Here is a 20069-nt window from a genome sequence, read left to right as displayed (position 1 = left end):
GCACGACACATAGGTTCAGTTCCTGGTTTTTCAAAGGGAATAATTCAGTTCGGTAACACTTCCATCGGACTTGCAAGGAAGCTTGCCATCGATGTTTCAAAACTGGATGAGGTCATTGCAGTTGCAAAGAAGATACATGCAGATCACCTGATGATGGCAACAAGTGAGACTTTTAAGGATATCTATGTCTGCGAACTCTCAACATGGCAGCAGGGAATGCCTAGTGAAATGTATGCCCAGATGCTGGAAATGTATGGTATTCCCGTGTTCCCGCAGGACCTTGAGAAAGTTGAAATCGAAAGAAGGGTTTCCAGGGATATCGATGACGTCGGTTATCTTGGACTGGATATTGTGAAGGATATCGGTATCACACTCGAAGCTCCGGTGGAAAAATGTATACTTTGCCAGGAGTGTGTTGAAGAATGCCCTGAGGATGCACTGGAAATTATTGAGGAAAACGGTGCAAGGATCGTCAATATCGATAGTCAGCACTGCCTTGGTACGAGTTGCAGGCGCTGCGAGATTATCTGTCCAGAGCAGACAATGAATCACAGTATCTTGAAAATAAAGAAAAAGAAGTAGCATGGTAAATTAAAGTAACATTTCATTTTTGAAGTTACAGATGATTTTTCGATTATGTAACATTCTAAAGCTATAATATTGTTTATAAGGTGAACACATGGATAAAATGGAACTGATTAAAAGAAATGTACAAGAAGTAGTAACTGAAGAAGAACTTGAAAGCCTACTAAATGAAAAAGAACATCCAACAGCATATGTTGGATATGAACCAAGTGGCAAAATTCATATGGGTCATGTTCTTACTGTGAATAAGCTGTTGGACCTTCAAAATACCGGATTTGAGATTACGGTGTTACTGGCTGACTTACACGCATACATGAATCAAAAGGGAACTATGGAAGAGGTTCGTGAAATCGCGGATTATAATAAGCGCTGCTTCATTGCACTTGGCCTTGATCCTGAGAGGACAAAATTTGTTTATGGCACTGATTTCCAGCTGGATCCTGAATATACGTTAAATGTACTGAAACTAACATGCACTGCATCTCTTAACAGGGCAAGAAGAAGCATGAATGAGGTTGGTCGCAAGATGGATGATCCGAAAGTATCTCAGATGGTGTATCCTATGATGCAGGCTGTTGATATTGCCATGCTGGGGATTGATGTGGCCGTTGGAGGAATTGATCAAAGAAAGATTCACATGCTTGCAAGGGAAGGTTTACCGGGATTAGGATACAAAGCACCTTTATGTATACATATTCCAATTTTGCTGGGGTTGGATGGCACTAAAATGGCATCTTCTAATGATAACTACATATCCATAGATGATACTGCAGATTCCATTTCAAAGAAGATTAAAAAAGCATACTGTCCAGCAGGTGTTACTGAAGACAATCCTGTGCTTCAGTTGTTCAAGTATCATATATTCCCTCGATATGATGAAGTCATTATCTACAGGTCGGATAAATATGGTGGTGAGATCTCATTCAAAGATTATCAGGAACTTGAATCTGCTTTTTTAAACGAAACACTTCACCCTGTAGATTTGAAAAATTGTGCTGCACAATACGTGAATGATATTCTTGAACCTGTTAGAGAAGTGTTGTAATAAGTGAAGCACATTACTAAAAAAAGAATGACATATCCAAAACGTTTATCAGAAAACATCTTCAAGAAAGGCTTATGTTCAAAGGAATTGTTTTTGACTCTGATGGAGTTCTGGTTAACTCAATGCCGTTTCATGCAAAGGCATGGGTTGAAGTTTTTGCTGAATATGGCATAGAAGTGACTGAGGAAGACATATATGAGATAGAAGGATCAAACCATGTGGGAGTCATTAACATCTTTTTTGGCAGGGCTGGCAGGACTCCTGAACCCGGAATATATGATGAAATACTCGAAAAGAAGAGGACTCATTTCCTTGAAAATAACCGTGCCGAAGTTTTTGAAGGCATGTATGAATGTCTCCTTTCATTGAAAGGCAATTTTAAACTGGCAGTCGCATCAGGTGCTGACAGGACAATTGTTACATCACTTATGGATAAGTTCTATCCCGGAATATTCGATGTCATTATTTCCGGAGAAGATGTTAAAAATGGAAAACCTGACCCGGAACCATATGAAAAAGCAATTGCAAAATTAGGTCTCAGTAAAGATGAGTGTCTTGTTGTAGAGAATGCACCTTTAGGAGTTGAATCTGCTAAGAATGCAGGTGTATTTTGTGTAGGAGTTCCGACCTATCTTGATGAAATAAAACTTCAGCAAGCTGATCTTGTAGTTAAAAATCATGCTGAACTTATAGATTGCCTGACAGGTTTGAGAGACTATTTCGCATAAATTAAAAAAAACAAAACGTTTGCTCATAAAGTTTATTTAGTTTGCATATTTTAATCCCTGCATGAAGTATTATCCCACCATACTAATTCTGTGTACTCTATTAGCAATATTGTCCGGCTGCATTGAAGACAGTTCTGTGGATGCTCTGATAAATAACCTGGACCATGAAAATGTGAGTATAAGGAATGCTGCAATAGAGAATCTTTCACAAATTGATGATGAGGACACAATTTCATCCCTGATGCAGGCGGCCAATAATAATAGCAACACAGTTGAAAAAAGGAAAAATGCAATCAAAGTCCTTGGTACAACTGGAAATAACAATGCATCTGAACTTTTGCTTAACATTTCCCTGGACGAAGGAGAAGAGAAAACAGTGAGGATGGCATCAATAATTGCTCTTGGAGAGATTGGCAACAAAACCATGATCTATTCTCTTGGAAATCTGAGTTATGGCGATGACGGACTTATCCTCTACCATGCTGCATATGTCTTTGATCAGATCGAAGGTAATAAAGAAAACGTTTATGCAAGCTATGGAAAGCTTCCATACCCTTTGAGTGAAGAACAAAGAGTCTACAGGAACAATTTGAGTGAAATAAAAGGTGCATATCGAGCTGATGGTACTTACCCATATATTAAAAATGCTACATCTATTCTGATTGATTATAATATCAAAAGCGGGTATATAGAGATTTCAAGCGATGTGAAACCTGACACTGATGTAATGAACGAGATCTACCAAATCTATGACACCGAAGCAAGAAAGAAAGGGATTTATAATGTGCCTGTGAGATTTGTTCGTTGTGGAACTATAAAAGCACCGGTATACTGGTACAATATCACAGACTTTAATGAGTTTAATATTACAAATTTGTCATCTACAGACTGATGCGTAAATTAAGGTTAAAAAAAGATTGTACGGTTATACCAACCGTACTGTTTCAAGATTTGTAAGTGCTTTTGTTTCCATCTTGTTTTTCTTGTGGATGGAGCTTGCAAGGTCTATGCATGAACGCTCGTCACCGTGCTCGGTGTAGACTCTTTCCGGACGTGGCTTCATCTTCTGGATGTAAGACATAAGCTGTCTCCTGTCTGAGTGACCTGAGAAACCGTCAACAACCTCAACATTCATGTTCATTTTAACAACATGGGTACCTTCTCTTGTAGAGAGTGGGATTTCCTTCCATCCTTTCTGGATTCTTCTACCAAGAGTTCCGTCAGCCTGGTAACCTACGAAAACAAGAGTGTTATTCTCATTCTCAGCAAATGCCTTGAAGTATTCAATAACAGGACCTGCATTCATCATACCTGATGTGGAAAGGATCACACATGGATGTGGCTCTTCAATGATCTTCTGGCGAAGTTCATTAGAATCAACAGGCTTGAAGCACTCTGAAAGGAATGGGTTCTGTCCTTTCTGGAAAATGAGCTTACGCAGGTCGTTGTTAAGATACTCAGGATATGTTGCATGGATAGCAGTTGCTTCCCAGATCATACCGTCCAGATAAACAGGAACGTTTGGTATGATTCCTTTGCGAATAGCATCTTCAAGAACGATCATTACTTCCTGACTCCTACCTACCGCAAAGGCAGGGATAAGAACAATTCCATCATTCTTCAATGTGGAATTTACAATGTTCTGCAGGTTCTTCTCAGCTTCCTGAAGTGATGGCTGTGTTGCATTGGAGTTTCCATATGTGGATTCCATGATAACACTCTCAACACGCGGGAATTTGTTAACTGCCGCATCAAAAAGCCTTGTCTTCTCATACTTGAAGTCACCTGTGACAACAACATTGTGAAGACCGTCACCAATATGGAAGTGAGATACCGCTGAACCAAGAATGTGTCCTGCATTGTGGAATGTAAGTTTGATATCTGGAGCTATGTCAGTTACTTCCTCATAATCAAGGACAATTGTATGTTTCAGTCCTTCCCTTACATCTGCTGAACTGTATGGAGGTCTCTTGCCCTCCTTTGCAGCCACATCGATGTAGTCAAGCTGCAACAGTGCCATGAGATCCCTGGTCGGAGGAGTACAGTAAATTGGTCCTTCAAAACCATACTTGTAAAGCAGTGGCACAAGACCCTGATGGTCAAGGTGAGCATGTGTCAGTACCACAGCATCTATCTGATTGATCGGGTATGCTTCAGGCACATAGAGATAAGGAGTCATGTTATCATCAGAACCGACATTGACACCACAATCGATCATTATACGGGATTCAGGAGTTGAGATGATAAAACAACTTCTTCCTACTTCCTTTGCACCACCAAGAGAAGTTACCCTTACCCATTCATCTTTAGAAGTGCATCCTCTGTGGATCTTTCTTCCAACAGATTTGAGGATGTCCTTCCTTTCTTTATGATTGGTACGCATGAACTCACGTATGTTCTGTACAGTACGTGATTTGATAGGGGGCGTCCTTACTACTTTTGGGGTCCAGCCTATCTTTTTAGTTATTTCTCTTAAAGTCTCTCCATGTTTTCCTATTACAAGACCAGGTTTCTCTGCTTCAATGATAACCTCACCCACATCAAGGTCAAAGTGATAATTGGAAACACCTGACTCATCCGGAACGGTCTGTAATATTTTATCAATTGATTCCTCAGGAGGCATAAGCACCTTTGGATCAGGACGTACAACAATACGGGTCCTCAGTGCTTTTGCCAGGTTCCTGACAATATTACCGTTATCTGCAAACTTTTTGGGCTCTTCTGTATAAACAACTAGCTGGGGGCCTTCAAACTCAACACTAGAAATAGTAGTACCGCTAGGTAGTTTTTCTTCTATTTTCTTCTTCAGATCAGATAGTACTTCTTCTACCGCCATTAAAACAGCCTTCCTTATAAAAAAGTAAAAAATGATATAGTTAAAAGAACTATATTGAAAATATTAGTTAAATGAGAAATTAAAGGATTTAGAATTGATTTAGAATTCTTCCCTCATTTTCTTAACTTCATCCATATCAAGTCTTGTATATTTATCCTTTGTAATTACAACCACGTCAATGTTCTCACCGGATGCAGAGTCTCTCTTCATTGCATTGTGAAGTGCCCTTACAGCCAGTTCAACACCTTCTTCTGTGGACATGTTCTCTCTGTATCTGTCCTCAAGTACACCATATGCAAAAGGAGAACCTGAACCTGTAGACACAGCTTTTGTTTCTTCGATACTTCCACCAAGGGCATCAAGTGAATAAATTGAAGGTCCGTTCTTGTCATATCCACCAACAAGAAGCTGCACCATAAGAGGATAGTATCTCTGTCCACTGAGCATGTTGGATAAGAGTGTTGTGAGACCCTTAATGGTCATGGACTCTTTACGCCTCATTTTGTACAACTTAGACTCCACACTCATGACCCTGACGATCTGTTGTGCGTCTCCCACGGAGCCTGCAATGGTCATTGCAACCCTATCATCGATCTGGTATACCTTCTTTGCAGTTTTACTTGCAATGAAATTCCCCATTGTTGCACGCTGTTCGGTTGCAAGAACAACACCGTCTTTGCAAACTATCCCTACAGTGGTTGTACCTTTGTAATGTTTATCATTAACCATTAATATACCTCATACAAAAATGAGAAAATAAATTTGAAAAATGCGCTATGCATGATAATGCATCAGTTACTCATTAGCAATTTTTATATATATATTTATCCCTTGCCAGGTATAATACCAATTTCCTCAGCAAGTGCCTTTACACGCTCGATACTTTCCCTTTTGATATTCTTCTTTTCCATTTTACGAATACGCCTGTCAATGGATATCCTTTCAGTACCAACTAAAAGGTTATCAGCATGGGCCACAATCTTCTGCTCCAGTGTTACAGGAATGTAATCGTCATCCGGAAGATGCATTTCCTTTGCTTCATCCCGGGAAATTCCTGCACCGATATGCCTTTTGATAATCTGTTGCAGTTCAGGTTCAAGACCATAGTACCTTGCAAGTTCGACACCAAGGATCGCATGATCGATGCCATGGCTTTGAGCTCTGCCAAGATCGTGAAGAAGACCTCCTATTTCCACAAGATCCAGATCAACATCTTTTCCCCGGGCTTTTAGAACGCTTGCTATCTCAAGGGCAAGATCAGAAACTGCAATGCAATGAGCTATAACTTTTTCATTGCAACCTGATTTATTCAGGATATTAATAGCAGCCTCTCGGGAAATCATTTTTCTCTGTCAAGGAATGCAAGACGCTTTTCTATCTTATTGATAAATTCAGCGTTGTCCTCATACATCATATCCTCACCACAGTAAGGGCAAAGGAACTCACATTCAGTAGCTTCATTGAAGTTCATGCGGATGCAGCCTTCAGGACATCCATAGAAAACATTATCCTCTTCGAACTTAACCCTGGTCTTGAGATTCTTTACAAGTCTTTTCTTCTCTTTAAGAAGTTGGGGTCCTATATCGGTCATATCAAGTGTCCAGAGGTAAGTAAGCCATCCACTGCTGGAGTCCCGCTCACGCCTGCATATTGCAAGTTTGTTCTCATTAAGGATAAAAAGGGTTCTTCTGACAATGTTAAGCAAAATCCCTGTTGCCTCAGCTATTTGTTCATCCGTAACCTCGCCTTCAGGCATATTCTCAATCATCTGCAGTCCGTCTTCACCCACCAGCCGAACGAGATAACCTCTGACAACCGGATCATTCAAATCTATCAAAAAATTTCACCTCATGATGTGCATGTTTAATGCAATTTACTTAAATATTAACCTTTGCTTGGAAATTCTGCCCGATACAAAACATCAATACCTGTTTGAAGTCATTATTCAGGATTCAAGTAAATTCAATGATTCACGTATAAACATGACGCTATCTTTCATCCCACAAATAACTTCATCACGATCATTTCCAAAACTTAGTACAGATATTACAGGTTCATTAGGCCCGATAACCTGACCTGCAACAGGAATATCACATACATCCCTTTCAAGCAGCATATCCCGGACAGTTTCGGTCATCACCATATTTCTTTCCGAATACAAAATGCATCGCCCTGCATACTTATTTACACTGCCTTTTTCTTTTAGACTTGTGATTTCAGCAGGTATCTCAATAATTCCTTCAAATGCTTTCAGATGAGATTCCAGAAGATTCATTCCTGTTGCCATTTCAACACTGTCCAGACTTCCCTGGAAACGTGCATTAACTTCAATAACAACAGGTCCGCTCTCAGTAATAATAAAATCAACACCGTTAGAGCCCACAAGTCCCAGTTCAAGTATTATATTTTCAGCTACCTGTTTCATTTCAGAAGCATACGGCGTGTCAAAGGGAGTTATGTTACCACAATATGCAAACGGCATTTCAGTAAGCCAGGTTGTTCCAATAAGCTGCTCATTTACAGCGATTGCAACGGCCCTGTCCTTTGTAGACAAAACTGAAACACTAACAGGAAGCCCTTCTACAAACTCCTGAGCTATTATTTTGCTCTTTCCGGGCGGCATTCCTGCTTTCTTCAGTCTATTCCCCAGTAGCAACAGATCTTCCGGGCTTTCGACTTTCATGTTGAATATTCCACCACCAGAACAGGCAGGTTTTACCATTATCGGAAACTCAAGCATTCCAATATCATGAAGAAGCACGGTTTCAGGATGTGCTACCCCTCTTTTTTTCAGAAAAATAGAAAACAGATGTTTGTCAGATACCTCTGCCATTATACGGGGATCATTTCCGAGAATCCAATATGGAAGTCTTTCAAGTCCTATTGTCTCAAAACCTGAACCAGGGATAATAGCGTCGAATTCCACACCGAACCCCTCGATAAGCTCTGAGATCTCATCCAGACTTATTTTGCTCGCGTCAAAACTTTCATCAATATCCAGTTTTGCAAAATCCCTGGCACATTGCTGTAGATCATGATCGCAAAAAGCATCGATAGCGTACATATTGTAACCGGCCCTGGAACCGGAACATACAATATTACGGGTGCTGAAACCAATTACAAGTATATTTATCATATTCCCACAAACAAAAGAATGACAACTCTTGATCACGACAGATCGGCAATGGCAAGAAGACCTTTTTCTGTCTTGACAACAGGTACCTCAGTTCCAGGTTCTGCCGAGAACATAACAGGTCTCTTGACTGTTACCGTTTCATATGTATCCGGATCAAGTACCATCAGGTCATCATTTTCTATTGCAACAAGCATTGTTTTTGGAAGATCATTTCTCTTTGCGATTAGTGTTGCTCCCTGCAGCTCATCAGGAGTAGCTGTAAAACGAGCACCTGTTTCGACATCCATTCCTGTCACATTTTTAGAGAATTTCCGTATCTCTATGATCCTGCCCTTGTAATCGATAATATCCTGTGGCATAAATTCCGGAAGCCTCAGGGAATAGGTTATACGATACATATCCTTTCCATCTTTTCTTCCCTGCAAAGAGGCAGATTCTGTGAAACTGCCACCCAGACGGGAATTTATTTCCTTGCAGATATGCTTCGCAGCATTGGAAGAGCCGACATAAAGATCGACACCTTCCTTGATTTCAAGTGAACTGGAGATGAAAGCAAGCCTGTCTCCTTTATTAACAAGTCTTTCAAGAACGGAATTAGCTATATTGATACATTCTTGTTTTTCTTCATCACCAGGAATACGATTGGTTGCACGGATCTGTATGATAGCCTCAAAATATCCGCCGGATATGCGGCTGCACATGTCACATGATTCACGGACCACACGAACTTCTGTTTCAAGTTCCTGATGGAACATCTCATCAAGTAACAAAGCATCGACTTCAATGTGCACCTTATACATGTAAGGTGTCAGTGCCCTTGGCTCAATATATATCTCTATGTCCTCTGCCATCTCATGCACAAAGAGAGCATCCTCTGCTGTGTGAATGACTATCTCTTCAAGACTGCCCTGGTCCACCCATTTGTTCTTTACGTTACGGGCACCGCAGGTAGGACATAGCTTTGCATGAAGCACAGGTGCAATTTCAGCAAGAGTAAAGTTCTCCAGAAAACACTCCTTGCATTTACCCTGAAACAGTTTTGTCGTCGGCTTTCCGCATTTGGGACATACGGTATTGTTCATCGGCTCTGATACCATGCTTAGTTAGATATTGTTTTCGCTTAGATATATTTCTGTTCTGACATCTTTCTTCTTATTTTCTGATTATATCCCAGGTAAACATCATTTACGTATCAGGTCGTATTTCATGCTTCCAACGCCTATCTTCTCAGCATATTCCAGATGGATCATCGGATCTATTCCCCACACGTTGTTGACACAACCTCCTCCGTCATGCTTCATCCTTTCATTAACAAGATCAAGGCTGGCCTTATCAAGAGCAACAGGATCCTTAGATGCAGTAATTCCAATATCACCTGCAAAAACAGGAGATGAGAAATTGAAACAGTCACATCCCGGTGTCAGGTCAAATATCCAGTTTATGTACCCTATTTTCTCAGGAAGGACCTTTACAGGACCAAAAGCTGCTTCACCAAGTCTTTCCTGCATCCTTACCGGAGCATCCGCAGGAGGGATAATTGCACCAAAATTGCAACTGGCAAAACATGCTAATTCACCATGACAAAGATCGCGATTAACACGGGCCTTGCCATCTTCCATAGAAATTGCATCCCAGGGACATGTTTTAACACACTTTCTACAGCCTGTACATTTCTCAATATCAATTGATGGTATTCCAACCTCATGCACTGCAGTTTTTCCTGCCTTGTCCAGACATCCCATCCCTAAGTTCTTAACAGCAGCACCAAAACCTGATGCGGGATGTCCTTTACAATGAGATATCACGATCATGGAATCTGCGCTTGCTATTGCAGATGCAACTGTAATACTGTCAATCACTTCCCCACCTATATCAACAGAAACAGAATCATCGCCACGGAGACCATCAGCACAGATAAATGGAGCACCCATAGTTCCTAAAGTGAAACCATTGGTCGCAGCCGTATAAAGAACATCTGCACCATTAAATCTCTTACTGGGATAAAGTACGGTAGTATCTGTGACAAAGGGAATGCCACCTGCTTCTTTAACGAGGTCTACTACCGTTTTTATAATCACCGGACGAACATAAGTAGTGTTTCCTAATTCTCCAGGATGTATTTTTATGGCAACTATATCACCTTCAGAAACTGGCGATATTGCCGGGAACAGGTCAGTTATCTGATCGATCTGTGTGTTCATCGGACCAATATTTTCTGAGGGTTTGAAAAATACTTGACTCATGATAATTCTCCAGTATAGGATGTGCTATCTCACTATTTATACATAATTCAATTATGTGAACTGACCAGTTATTATATATAATAGAATACATAATAATAAATATATTAAATATGTGCTTATGCAGGCCCCATGAATTATTCAGTGGCAGATGCAGTACAAATACAAAGATATTCTTAAAAACAAATCAACAAAGTTTATAATTTGCTTATCAAAAAAATGCCGAAAAACAATAATCTATATATATTTCACATATATAAATAGATTACATGCATCTTGTATATATCTGTGCGTGGAGTATTAGAGCTTGAGATAAGAAAAAAGGAGAGAAATAAATGAAAAATATCAAAAAGTGTATGGAAATATATACAAATAATACAAATCTCACAGCAGACACACCTGAAACCGGGCTCAAGCTGATAAAGAACGGTCATTATAGAAACAACATGGATGAAGAAGACATAGAGTTTGCACGTTTCATGATAGGTGGAATGGGTGCAAAGTAAAAGCAGACATATCGGCCTATAATTGCCAATTTTAAGCGTGGAAGAAACATGAAAAGAGAAGAAAATCTGTGCTGTGAATTTTGCAATACCAAACTTAAAAGACAGTTGATAGGATCAAATGTATTCTACTACTGTAAGGATTGTGGAAGGATCACTGCCGCAAAAGATATGGTAACGATAAGAATAAATGAAGACGGAGTAAAAGCATGTGTATGATAGAAGAACTTGGGTATTCTGAGGAGAACAAAAAGATCTATTGTACAAGCTGCATTATTTTCCAGAGAACAGGAAAATGTGAATTCCTGAATTATCTTGAATCAAAGATAACTGCAGATCTGAACAATGAATATTTCCAGGAAATATTGATCGATGATTGCGGTTTTTAATACAAAACAAAACCGCAGTCTGTTTATATTATTCTATGAACCAGTCCACGTAAGCAAGTAGTTCTTTTTTATCCCAGTTATCAAGCTTTTGAGGACTATTCTTCCTGGCACCACCAAAGATATCTGCTTTTTGCTTATCATCTAGAACATGAACTTTATATTGCCCTTTCTCACTGTCACGTATAAAATAACCAGAACTCATTGACTCTGATTTTTTCCACATGCTTATTTTAGAATAATCCCACAAACAGTTTGCCCATTCTGCCATCTTTTCAATGTGCTCATCTTTCACATCCTCAATGTCACCCATAATGACACAATGCATCCCATTACGTGTAAGTTCGATGCTGTTGTGAGTTCTTACAATCAAGTCCATTTTATCCCAAGATAAAACGACATACAAATAGTATAATAAATTATTGTTCAAAAATTATTTTCAAATTGATCAAAATACAAAAATGATAGACAAAAAATGAAGGAATAGATGCTATGCAAAGATCATAGCATCTTCCAAAGCATTTTAGAGTTGTAATTTCATTTCTTCTGTGGTGGCCAGTTCTTTTCCATCCAGCCAGGGATCCTACCTGAGTCTGCAGGACCTACCATCACATTAGCACCTGTTGCATCTTCCACATCACCCTGCAGGCGTGCCGCAAGTCCAGGGATAACAACGGTGTTGTGTGTTGTGTCCTTCTTCAGATCAAATCCGGATTCCTCGATTCCCTTCTTGATCTTCTCAGCAGTAAGCTGTCCACCAGCTACTGCAGCCTCTACACCGATACCGTCGGTATCGATTGCCCAGAGGAAACAGTCGATCTTGTTGGATGCGATGTCACTCTCTACTGTGTAGTATGTAAGAGCGAAGTTGGTTGTGACGAGAACTGGTGAATCTGCAGTTGGCTCTCCTACCTTGTACATACCCGGATCTACTGTGACCGGCTTTCTCGGGTCAGTGTAGATAGTATCACGGATGTGCAGTTCAGGGAGCATTGCATAAGGCTCTGTGCTGTGGAGAATCATTATATCACCATACTTGATGGTAAATACTGAAGCAACCACAGTTTCCCAGTAAGAAGCACTTACAGGGTCATCGTGTGCCATCCATGCTGTGAATGGAACTGCCATAATCGGGTAAGCGATCTCGCGGTCACCGTCAATTCCAGCCCTGCGTACCTTGATAAAGTTTGTAAAGGTCTTTTTGAGCTGCTTGCCGGTCGGATACGTTCCAGGATCGAGTACAAGTTTCTCGGTACCCATTGCTGCAAAGGTCTTTGCCAGTGTCTTAAGCATGTCAAGGTCATCTGGTGCAAAGAGTGTTACAGGTACATCGTACTCAAGCGCAAGTTCCCCGACTTCCTTCCAGTTGTCCTTGTTTGCTGCATAGAGCAGTGGGTTTCTTCCTTTGGATGCCTCAAGACCAGCCTTTAAGACTGCAGGATCGAATGAACAGAGAATAATTGGCAGGTCTGTTGTTTCAATAACCTTTTTGACAGCTGCTGCAAACTTTGCAGGGTCTTTGGATGTGCAGCGTACTGCGATCATATCCACGGTGAGGAAGTTACCTACATAGAACTTCTTGAAGTCCTGGATGTAGTTCACCCTCTCAACGAGGTCCTTCTCATCCATGCTGTCGGTTACATCATATGCGAACTGTGTCTGGTTGAAGAATGTAAGTTTGTGCCTGTAGAGAACATCGTCTCCACCGATCTTTGCGATCTTGTCACCGACACCGATCTCGACTTCCCTGATCTCAGGAGCAAGGAGTGCATCGAGCTCTTCGTATTTCTTCTTGAACTTTTCTTCAAGGATAGGCTTACAGTCGGTCAGTTTGTGTGACCTGTCGATAAGGTGTGCTGCAAAAGCCATACATGTAGCTTCACCACATTCTCCACAGTTAGTGGCTGGCAGGAATTTGTAAGCTTCGAGTGGACTGTTAATTTTCATTTATCACACCTCCGCTCCAATCCAGTTGGTAATGTCTATCTCTTCGGACTCGATGGAGCCGTAGAGTGTCTGTGTGATCTCTTTGAGCACCTGTACGGATGTTGGGTGCATCATCATGAACATATCGTTACCTGCAAGTGAGAGTGCAAGACCTGTGACAATCTCCCAGATAGGTCCACGGTATTCCCTTGGTCCCCAGTCAGAATCCTGGTTGAGTGGTGATGAGACCATCCATGCCTCACGGGCACCCCATGCATTGGTGGTACCGGATGACATTGGGAATGTCAGTTCGTCGTCGCCCATAAGACCCGCAAGTCTTATACGCTCCATGTTAGTGTAAGCGTAGTCAAGACCGTAACCCAGTGCTGCTGTGGTTGGGTCCATTACAATTCTTTCCCTTGGGACATTACACTGCTTCATAAGCTTCCTGTTAAGCTCTTTCTGAGCGTTTATCTCAAGCTGTGTCCAGGAAAGTACATTATGTCCGTAGTCCATGGCTGCCTTTGCAATCCTCTCGTAGTCAAGGTTCAGACTTGCGGATGCAAGGAGTACTCTTTCTCCTTCTGCAACTTCTGCTGCCTTCTCGAGTACTTCAGGGTCCTTCTCAGGGTTACCTGAACCACCGATAACGATTGGTACGTCAACTGCCTGGAGTACATCCTCGACAACCTTTGCTGCTTCCTTTGCAGGGGTGTCGTTGATGAGCGGGTCAGTTGAAATTAAGTGAATTGTTACCATGTCTGCGTTAAAGTCACGCACGACCTTCTTTGCCCATTCGGCAGGGTCGTTGATAACATCTTCATAGTTCCCCTTTACTGCCTTTGCCATACCGATTGGCATGTCGAAAACGTCCATTGTGACGTAGTTTCTGTGTGGCATTTCAGCATCGAAGTAATATGGAAGTGCGTTCTCCCCACCAATGGTTACGGTGCTCTTTCTTGAACCACCGTCACCTGATGTTGCACCAAGTGTTACTTCCTGGATCGGGTTCTTCCAGTTATCTACCTTTGCAACCTCGAATTTGGAAGCAAGAAGTTCCTGTATCTTAGGAGAAGTTGGGAGTTGTCCTGCCTGTGGTGCCTCTGCCATTCCAAAAGCAGATGCGAACAGCTGTTCAGCAGGGAATCCAAGTATCCTTCCAATGTTTGCCATGTGAAGAGAGATCTGTGATATCTCACTTCCGATAGCATAGGCAAGTGCAGGGTTAAGTCCGCCACCGCCTGTTATATTAAGCTCAATGTCACCTTCAATGGTCACACCTTCAAGTGATTCCACATTGAGGTCCTGCAACATATCACTGAGCTGTGATAATTTCATTTTCTTTGTCATGTGCATTCCACCTTATGATATATTTGTTACAAACCAAGTTTCTGAGCGATTTTTTCAACTTCCTGTACTGCAACGGAATTGTCAGGAAGATCAAATAAAGGTTCCCCGGCGAGATCTCTTTCCACTATCATCTCGTCCACAGGAATCATTCCTATTAGTTCAAGACCGAGTTCTTCAGCAGTACTGGAGATCCTCTCACGGTTTGCATCTGTGACCTTGTTTGCAATAACATAGATGTTGGAAACATCGGTTTCCAACTCGTTCACAAGTTCCCTGATACGCTCAGCGGTCCTAAGACCCCTGCGTGAACCATCCGTAACAACTACAAGGTCATCAACGTTCCTGAAAATTTTCCTGCTGAAATGTTCCAGACCGGCTTCAGCATCGATGATAAGTATATCATAGTTTGCCACGAGCTTGTTCATGATACCACGAAGCAGGTTGTTAACATAACAGTAACATCCTGAACCTTCAGGCCTTCCCATGACCAGCAGGTCATATCCCGGCATCTCTTCAAGAATCTCATAGAGTTTCCCTTCTAATATTGATTCCTTGTTGATGTCAGGAGGAAGGTTATCACGTTCTTCATGCATGTACTCTTTGATGTCACCAATTGTTTTGGTAGTATCACACCCGAGAGTTTCCGGAAGATTTGTATCAGGGTCCGCATCAACGGCAAGGACTACCTTGTCACCCTTTGTAAGGTGGCGAATGAGAAGACTGGTCGTTGCCGTCTTCCCTGTTCCGCCTTTACCTGTTACTGCAATAATCTTAGCCACAGAAGACCTCTCTTAGTCCTGTTTCTTAATGATCACTTTTTCGATGCTTACCTTTGCGTTCTTAAGGACGATCTTGACGCCGCCTGATCCACCGCCGCTCATCATAGGCATGGACGGCATGAAGTTGCCTGGCATCTGCATCATCTGTGGAGCAGCAAATCCAGCCTGTGGAGCTGCTTCAGTTGCCTCTTCCTCTTCTGGTGCTTCCTCCTCTTCCTCTACCCATCTCTCAAGAATTGGGTGTTCCTTGTCCTTGAGGAAGTTCCTGAGGCTCTCAACATCTGCTGCATCCTCTTCGGTTGCAATCTTGTCGCGGATATCTTCAGGAATATCGTTGACTACCTTGTCCTTGAGCATCTTTGGCATCCATACAACTCTGTCCCAACCACCATCTGCTTCGATGAACTTTGGTGAACGGAAGTAATTGACACCGATTCCAAGGAAGCCAACAACCTGCTTACCTCCACCTGTCTGTCCTGCCATGGTTGAGAACTGGAGACCATTTGGTGCTGTGCCTGCGAAGTCCCTGTCTACCCATCCGATACCATCTACTTCAGGGATGTAGAAACCTACTACCTCGAAACATCCACAGGATGTGTGTGGGTACTCGAAGAATGAGTGGAGCTTGATACGGTCGTATTCGCCACTTGAAAGTCTCTTTGCTGCTTCATTGACACCGGTGTATTCTCCGGATTCTGCGTCAATGACATCGCCCTTTGGAATTGCGAACTGAGGACCTTCAGGGTCTACCTTAGCAGCTGCCCTTCCGTCGAACCAGTTGATAGCACCACAAAGTGAGATCCTGTCCGGTGTAACGACACAAACGTTGGTTGGAGCGAATGATGCACAGAGAGTACATCCGTAGAATGTGTCAACATCCTCATCGTGAAGGTCACGGGTCCTTTCGTCCCTTGCCTTATAAACTGCTCTTGCGTTGTCGATCTCCTTGTCGATCTCAGCTTCATCTGTAATGTAAATAGCCTCTACAGCCTCTATGAATGGAAGCTCATTCTTAAAGAGCATCATGATAGCCTTTGCAACGGACTCGAATGAGGTCATGCCCTTTGCAACAGCATCCTTGCTTACCCTCATCCAGACATCGTCTCTCTGGTTAAGGTGCATGAAACCCTGTATGTAGTTCTGGAATTCGTGGTTCCTTCTTTCAACGATTGACTCAAGGTCAGCTTCCACAAGCTCTCCTGCGATCTTGTAGACCATTGCAAGAGGATATCTTGAACCTTCTTCCATGTCTGAAAGGTCAGGACCGATGAGTGTGAACTTGTTGTCCTCAACTTCACTCATCTCTGCTGCCCTTACAAGCTCGAATCCTTTGGATTTAGGACCGCCGAGTTCCACGTACATACCGTCTTTTCTAATCCTCTCTCCTTCAAACATAGGAGATATTTCAAAAGGGAATTCATCTGCCATGATTAGTTCTCCGTATTGTCACAAAAAATTAAATATTCTCAATTAATTCGTCAAGCGCTTCAAGGTGCACCTCTGGTTTCAGGTTACCAAAGGACAGTGTAGCGTTCTGCATGAAATGTCTCTCAATTGCAAGGTTCTTCAGATCTGTGAAATTCTTAAGACCTGCAAGCACCTGGTCAAGATAGTATTTCTTGTGTCCGAGGAAAATAACTGTGTCATAAGGACCCTGTCCGTCAAGACCTGCCCAGTTCTTATCTCCCAGGAAGTGACCAAGTGAATGAACATTTATGTATTTTGCATCGACATCCTTGTCAACCAATGCAGTGATAGAGTGACCGGTAGCAGCTACCGGGATACCCTTCTTTGCAATGGCAATTGTCTTCTCTACAAGCTTCTCATCTTTGAGGATCTCTGAACCTACAACAAGAAGAGGCCTCTTTGCCTTGGCAATCATTTTGCCTGCCACATTTGGATTGACAGGTTTTGCCATTTTTCTTCCCCATGTTGTGTATATCTGGGTGTTCTTGGTTGTGTCCACCATTTTAGCATCCCTCCTTGCAGAGTCTCTTGACATTTGTTGGCTGGGCTGAAACATCTGATTTCATTGATGGGCCTGAAAGGATCTTCTTGCGCTTCCAGTCGATTTCCCATCCATGTTCTGCCTCAAGGATCTTAAGTAGCTCTTCACGCTTTGCAAGTGGGAGGTCTGTTTCTGTCCTTACGAACTTGTACCAGTCATCCGGTCTGTGACCAAGGTATTTCTGACTGAGCTCCATGTAGTGAGTGAGTTTGATCATCCTTCCCATATTGTTGTCAGATGGACGGATACAGTTCTTTGCAAGCATTGGAAGAAGCTCTTCTATAGTTTCTGCAGTTGTGAGCAGGAACTCAGGTGATGCAGGTATTGGCATTTCAGAACCATCTCTTGCATCATATACCTTCCAGTCATCTTCCTTGTAAGGCTTACCTATAAGCGCCCTTCTGTACTTGGAACCGTGTGGCCCTACAACTACAGGGATACCAAGCCTGTTACATCCTGATGCGATAGATGCTGCCTTCTGGGAGTATGCACCCCATGCAACACCGACAGCACCGATACGGTTTGTGATGTAATCGGCAATCTCTTCGTAGTTACCGGACACATTTCTCTGTGCGAAGATTGCAGCTACTTTGATTGCTGTTCCTGTTATGTGTGAGTTTGAAACACATGAACCTACGTTAATGAGGTTACCTGCAAGGAACTTTGCCGGATACTTCTCATAAAGGGTCTCACCATCTTCGTTCTTGTACATACCAAGGTCCATTGCAGAACAACCTGACATTACAACGATGTAGTTTCTCTTGAGCATTTCATCTGCTACAGTGTAGAGGTCCTTTGTTCCATCCGGATAGTTGGAACATCCTACCATTGCAACAATACCAGGTGTTGTTCCCAGTACAAGGTTTACACCTTCCTCACGGATCTCAGGGTCACTGATCTGACCTCTTCCGGCACGCATAAGGCCCTTCTCCTCACGGATGAGTTTCTGGGATGCCTTCTCTATCATATTAAGTACAGGAATATCCTTTGGACATGCCTGGTCACAGCGTCCACAGGCGATACATTTGTCATGCAAATACTCGAACTTGCTGAAGTCCTTGTCAACTCCTGCCCTCATTGCTGCCATGATCGGAAGGTTGTCCGGACAGTCCATTTCACATGCGCCACACTGGACACACTTTGCAGAAAGCTCCTGGAGCTCTTCCTCGCTTGGAAGTGCCTTGATGCCCATTTCCTCGCGTATCTTTGACATCTTTATTGCAAGCTCAGGTGCAACTTCTCCGAGAACATCGAAATCAAGAATGAGTGCTCCCGGCTCTTTGAAGGTTGAAAGGTCTTCAATAATGTCTGCAGCACTGTCTTTTGACCTGTTGCGCAGGCCGTACATGATTTTTTCATTAGTAGTAATTACAGGGATAGAGAGTTTCTTAGCTTCATCAAGGACATCTGCCCTGACACACTGTTCATCTACAACGATTACATCAGGAACACCAGACCTTATCATCTTGAGTTCCTTTGCAAGGGTACCGATGACTTTTGCCTGTGGCTTCTGGCCCTGGTCTGTCTGATAACGTGTCATGTCGATCGCAGTACAGCAAAGTCCTGCAAGTTCCATCTTGTCCTCAAGACCGTGATCATGTATGTAATCCATAATGTTAGTAACACCTGCTACATTGTGACCAATCACGACAAGTACTGGCTTGCTTGAGTCAATACAGCCCATTCCGATCTCTACAAGAGGAGCTTCAGGGTCTGACTTTGGCATTCCTAAACAGGAGATTTGAGCAAGGTCTGATACTTCCATACCTACGTGGTCAAGCATACCACCGTGAAGGATCTTTGACTCGAAGTCGATTGCTGCTCCTTCCTGACCTGCATGGATTGTTGCAAGCAATTGTGTGAGCTGTTCCTCAACATAGTCCATAACTTCTTCAAGGTCACCAAGTGTCTCAGGCTTGATACCTGTTACAGCCTGTGTATTTGGTGCTATCAGGTTTGAAGGACCTACCTCTATGGGCTTGTCCTCACCGTATAGGTGTATCAGGTGGTGAAGGATGTGACGTCCGTGTCCTGCGTGTGCAGCTGCACCGGTAATTACCCTGAGCAGGGTTTCACGTGCCTGGTGTGCTTCCATATTGATACCACATGCACCTTCCTTGTTGTCTGAAAGGTCACATTTACCAAAGGTACAGTAACAACACTGGTCACAGACTGGTGTGTAAACTGGCTGGTAACGTGACAGAAGTGTATAGTCCCAGTCTCTCAGACCAGAGATGCCAGGCTTTGGAGTTGGACCTACTTCAACTCCTTCTTCTTTCGCCTTTTTCTCAATGGCACCTACGATCTTGCCGATTGTGATCTGAACGTTTTCCAAATCATCAATGGAAAAGTGTCCAGTTTCTAAGTCGCTCATGTTTGTTTTGTCCTCCTTTTGTAGATGTAGAAGTGCTACGAAAAAACACTATATTATTATAGATTATTACCAATTTAACAATTCGTAATATTTATGAAACTGTAGTGTAGGATATTCTAATAACACTATCCCCTATAAAAAAGTTTCTGGAATTTATCATGATTATTTGTTAC

21 protein-coding genes are annotated in these 20069 nt (G+C 42.4%); 7 read left to right on the top strand and 14 right to left on the bottom strand.

Annotated features, from left to right (window positions below):
• The 4 genes from BLP52_RS12690 to BLP52_RS12675 all read left to right on the top strand — a co-directional run.
• On the top strand, positions 1–582 hold a 582-nt coding region (locus BLP52_RS12690; protein ID WP_154717880.1), incomplete at its 5' end, for an ASKHA domain-containing protein.
• Between the two features lie 97 nt (positions 583–679).
• On the top strand, positions 680–1630 hold the full coding sequence (locus BLP52_RS12685; protein WP_091710855.1) for a tyrosine--tRNA ligase: 951 nt from the start codon (positions 680–682) through the stop codon (positions 1628–1630).
• Between the two features lie 74 nt (positions 1631–1704).
• Positions 1705–2358 carry an HAD family hydrolase gene (locus BLP52_RS12680; RefSeq protein ID WP_091710854.1) on the top strand — a complete coding sequence of 218 codons (654 nt, stop codon included), beginning with the start codon at positions 1705–1707 and terminating at the stop codon, positions 2356–2358.
• A gap of 61 nt (positions 2359–2419) precedes the next feature.
• On the top strand, positions 2420–3250 hold the full coding sequence (locus BLP52_RS12675; RefSeq protein WP_154717879.1) for a HEAT repeat domain-containing protein: 831 nt from the start codon (positions 2420–2422) through the stop codon (positions 3248–3250).
• A gap of 33 nt (positions 3251–3283) precedes the next feature.
• Here BLP52_RS12675 and BLP52_RS12670 read toward each other — a convergent pair whose 3' ends face one another.
• The 7 genes from BLP52_RS12670 to BLP52_RS12640 all read right to left on the bottom strand — a co-directional run bounded on the left by BLP52_RS12670 (position 3284) and on the right by BLP52_RS12640 (position 10573).
• Entirely contained in the window at positions 3284–5194 is a 1911-nt protein-coding gene (locus tag BLP52_RS12670; protein WP_091710852.1) for a beta-CASP ribonuclease aCPSF1, read from the bottom strand.
• Positions 5195–5293: 99 nt separating this feature from the next.
• A complete protein-coding gene (psmB, locus tag BLP52_RS12665; protein ID WP_091710851.1) occupies positions 5294–5923 on the bottom strand; it encodes an archaeal proteasome endopeptidase complex subunit beta in 630 nt (209 codons plus the stop codon).
• 95 nt (positions 5924–6018) lie between these two features.
• Positions 6019–6537, bottom strand: coding sequence for a TIGR00295 family protein (locus BLP52_RS12660; protein ID WP_091710850.1), 519 nt, complete (start codon positions 6535–6537; stop codon positions 6019–6021).
• Positions 6534–7031 carry a transcription factor gene (locus BLP52_RS12655; protein WP_091710849.1) on the bottom strand — a complete coding sequence of 166 codons (498 nt, stop codon included), beginning with the start codon at positions 7029–7031 and terminating at the stop codon, positions 6534–6536. Before BLP52_RS12655 ends, BLP52_RS12660 begins: the two co-directional genes overlap by 4 nt.
• A 108-nt stretch (positions 7032–7139) precedes the next feature.
• Positions 7140–8330 (bottom strand): ATP-grasp domain-containing protein, encoded by a 1191-nt coding sequence (locus BLP52_RS12650; RefSeq protein WP_091710848.1) that lies wholly within the window; start codon positions 8328–8330, stop codon positions 7140–7142.
• A 32-nt stretch (positions 8331–8362) separates the two neighbouring features.
• Positions 8363–9427, bottom strand: coding sequence for a 60S ribosomal export protein NMD3 (locus BLP52_RS12645; protein ID WP_238380833.1), 1065 nt, complete (start codon positions 9425–9427; stop codon positions 8363–8365).
• Between the two features lie 84 nt (positions 9428–9511).
• Complete coding sequence (locus tag BLP52_RS12640) at positions 9512–10573, bottom strand: DUF362 domain-containing protein (RefSeq protein WP_091710847.1); 1062 nt, start codon at positions 10571–10573, stop codon at positions 9512–9514.
• Between the two features lie 332 nt (positions 10574–10905).
• Between BLP52_RS12640 and BLP52_RS14470 the strand changes: the two genes are divergently transcribed.
• From BLP52_RS14470 to BLP52_RS12635, 3 genes are read left to right on the top strand one after another with little or no spacing between them, the layout of a single operon-like run.
• Positions 10906–11076: a hypothetical protein gene (locus BLP52_RS14470; protein ID WP_154717878.1), complete on the top strand. Its 171-nt coding sequence runs from the start codon at positions 10906–10908 to the stop codon at positions 11074–11076.
• 48 nt (positions 11077–11124) lie between these two features.
• A complete protein-coding gene (locus BLP52_RS14465) occupies positions 11125–11292 on the top strand; it encodes a hypothetical protein (protein ID WP_154717877.1) in 168 nt (55 codons plus the stop codon).
• Positions 11283–11462, top strand: coding sequence for a hypothetical protein (locus tag BLP52_RS12635; protein ID WP_091710846.1), 180 nt, complete (start codon positions 11283–11285; stop codon positions 11460–11462). The genes BLP52_RS14465 and BLP52_RS12635 overlap by 10 nt, the downstream gene beginning before the upstream one ends.
• A 28-nt stretch (positions 11463–11490) precedes the next feature.
• Here BLP52_RS12635 and BLP52_RS12630 read toward each other — a convergent pair whose 3' ends face one another.
• From BLP52_RS12630 to cdhA, 7 genes are all read right to left on the bottom strand, one after another.
• Positions 11491–11838 carry a hypothetical protein gene (locus tag BLP52_RS12630; protein WP_091710845.1) on the bottom strand — a complete coding sequence of 116 codons (348 nt, stop codon included), beginning with the start codon at positions 11836–11838 and terminating at the stop codon, positions 11491–11493.
• A gap of 158 nt (positions 11839–11996) precedes the next feature.
• The gene (gene acsC, locus BLP52_RS12625; RefSeq protein WP_091710844.1) at positions 11997–13406 is read right to left on the bottom strand and encodes an acetyl-CoA decarbonylase/synthase complex subunit gamma; all 1410 of its coding nucleotides are present in this window, start codon (positions 13404–13406) and stop codon (positions 11997–11999) included.
• Positions 13407–13409: 3 nt separating this feature from the next.
• Positions 13410–14735 carry a CO dehydrogenase/acetyl-CoA synthase subunit delta gene (gene cdhD / locus BLP52_RS12620; RefSeq protein ID WP_091710843.1) on the bottom strand — a complete coding sequence of 442 codons (1326 nt, stop codon included), beginning with the start codon at positions 14733–14735 and terminating at the stop codon, positions 13410–13412.
• A gap of 26 nt (positions 14736–14761) precedes the next feature.
• On the bottom strand, positions 14762–15514 hold the full coding sequence (locus BLP52_RS12615; protein WP_091710842.1) for an ATP-binding protein: 753 nt from the start codon (positions 15512–15514) through the stop codon (positions 14762–14764).
• A 12-nt stretch (positions 15515–15526) separates the two neighbouring features.
• Positions 15527–16942, bottom strand: coding sequence for a CO dehydrogenase/CO-methylating acetyl-CoA synthase complex subunit beta (gene cdhC, locus BLP52_RS12610; RefSeq protein WP_091710841.1), 1416 nt, complete (start codon positions 16940–16942; stop codon positions 15527–15529).
• Between the two features lie 28 nt (positions 16943–16970).
• A complete protein-coding gene (gene cdhB, locus BLP52_RS12605; protein ID WP_091710840.1) occupies positions 16971–17483 on the bottom strand; it encodes a CO dehydrogenase/acetyl-CoA synthase complex subunit epsilon in 513 nt (170 codons plus the stop codon).
• A 1-nt stretch (position 17484) separates the two neighbouring features.
• Positions 17485–19896: a CO dehydrogenase/acetyl-CoA synthase complex subunit alpha gene (gene cdhA, locus BLP52_RS12600; protein ID WP_091710839.1), complete on the bottom strand. Its 2412-nt coding sequence runs from the start codon at positions 19894–19896 to the stop codon at positions 17485–17487.
• Positions 19897–20069 lie beyond the last annotated feature (173 nt).

The sequence above is a fragment of the Methanolobus vulcani genome (genome assembly GCF_900100715.1).
GTDB classification, from domain to species: domain Archaea; phylum Halobacteriota; class Methanosarcinia; order Methanosarcinales; family Methanosarcinaceae; genus Methanolobus; species Methanolobus vulcani.
The sequence above is the reverse complement of the archived record's forward strand: the minus strand, read 5'-3'. Positions and strand labels throughout refer to the sequence as shown.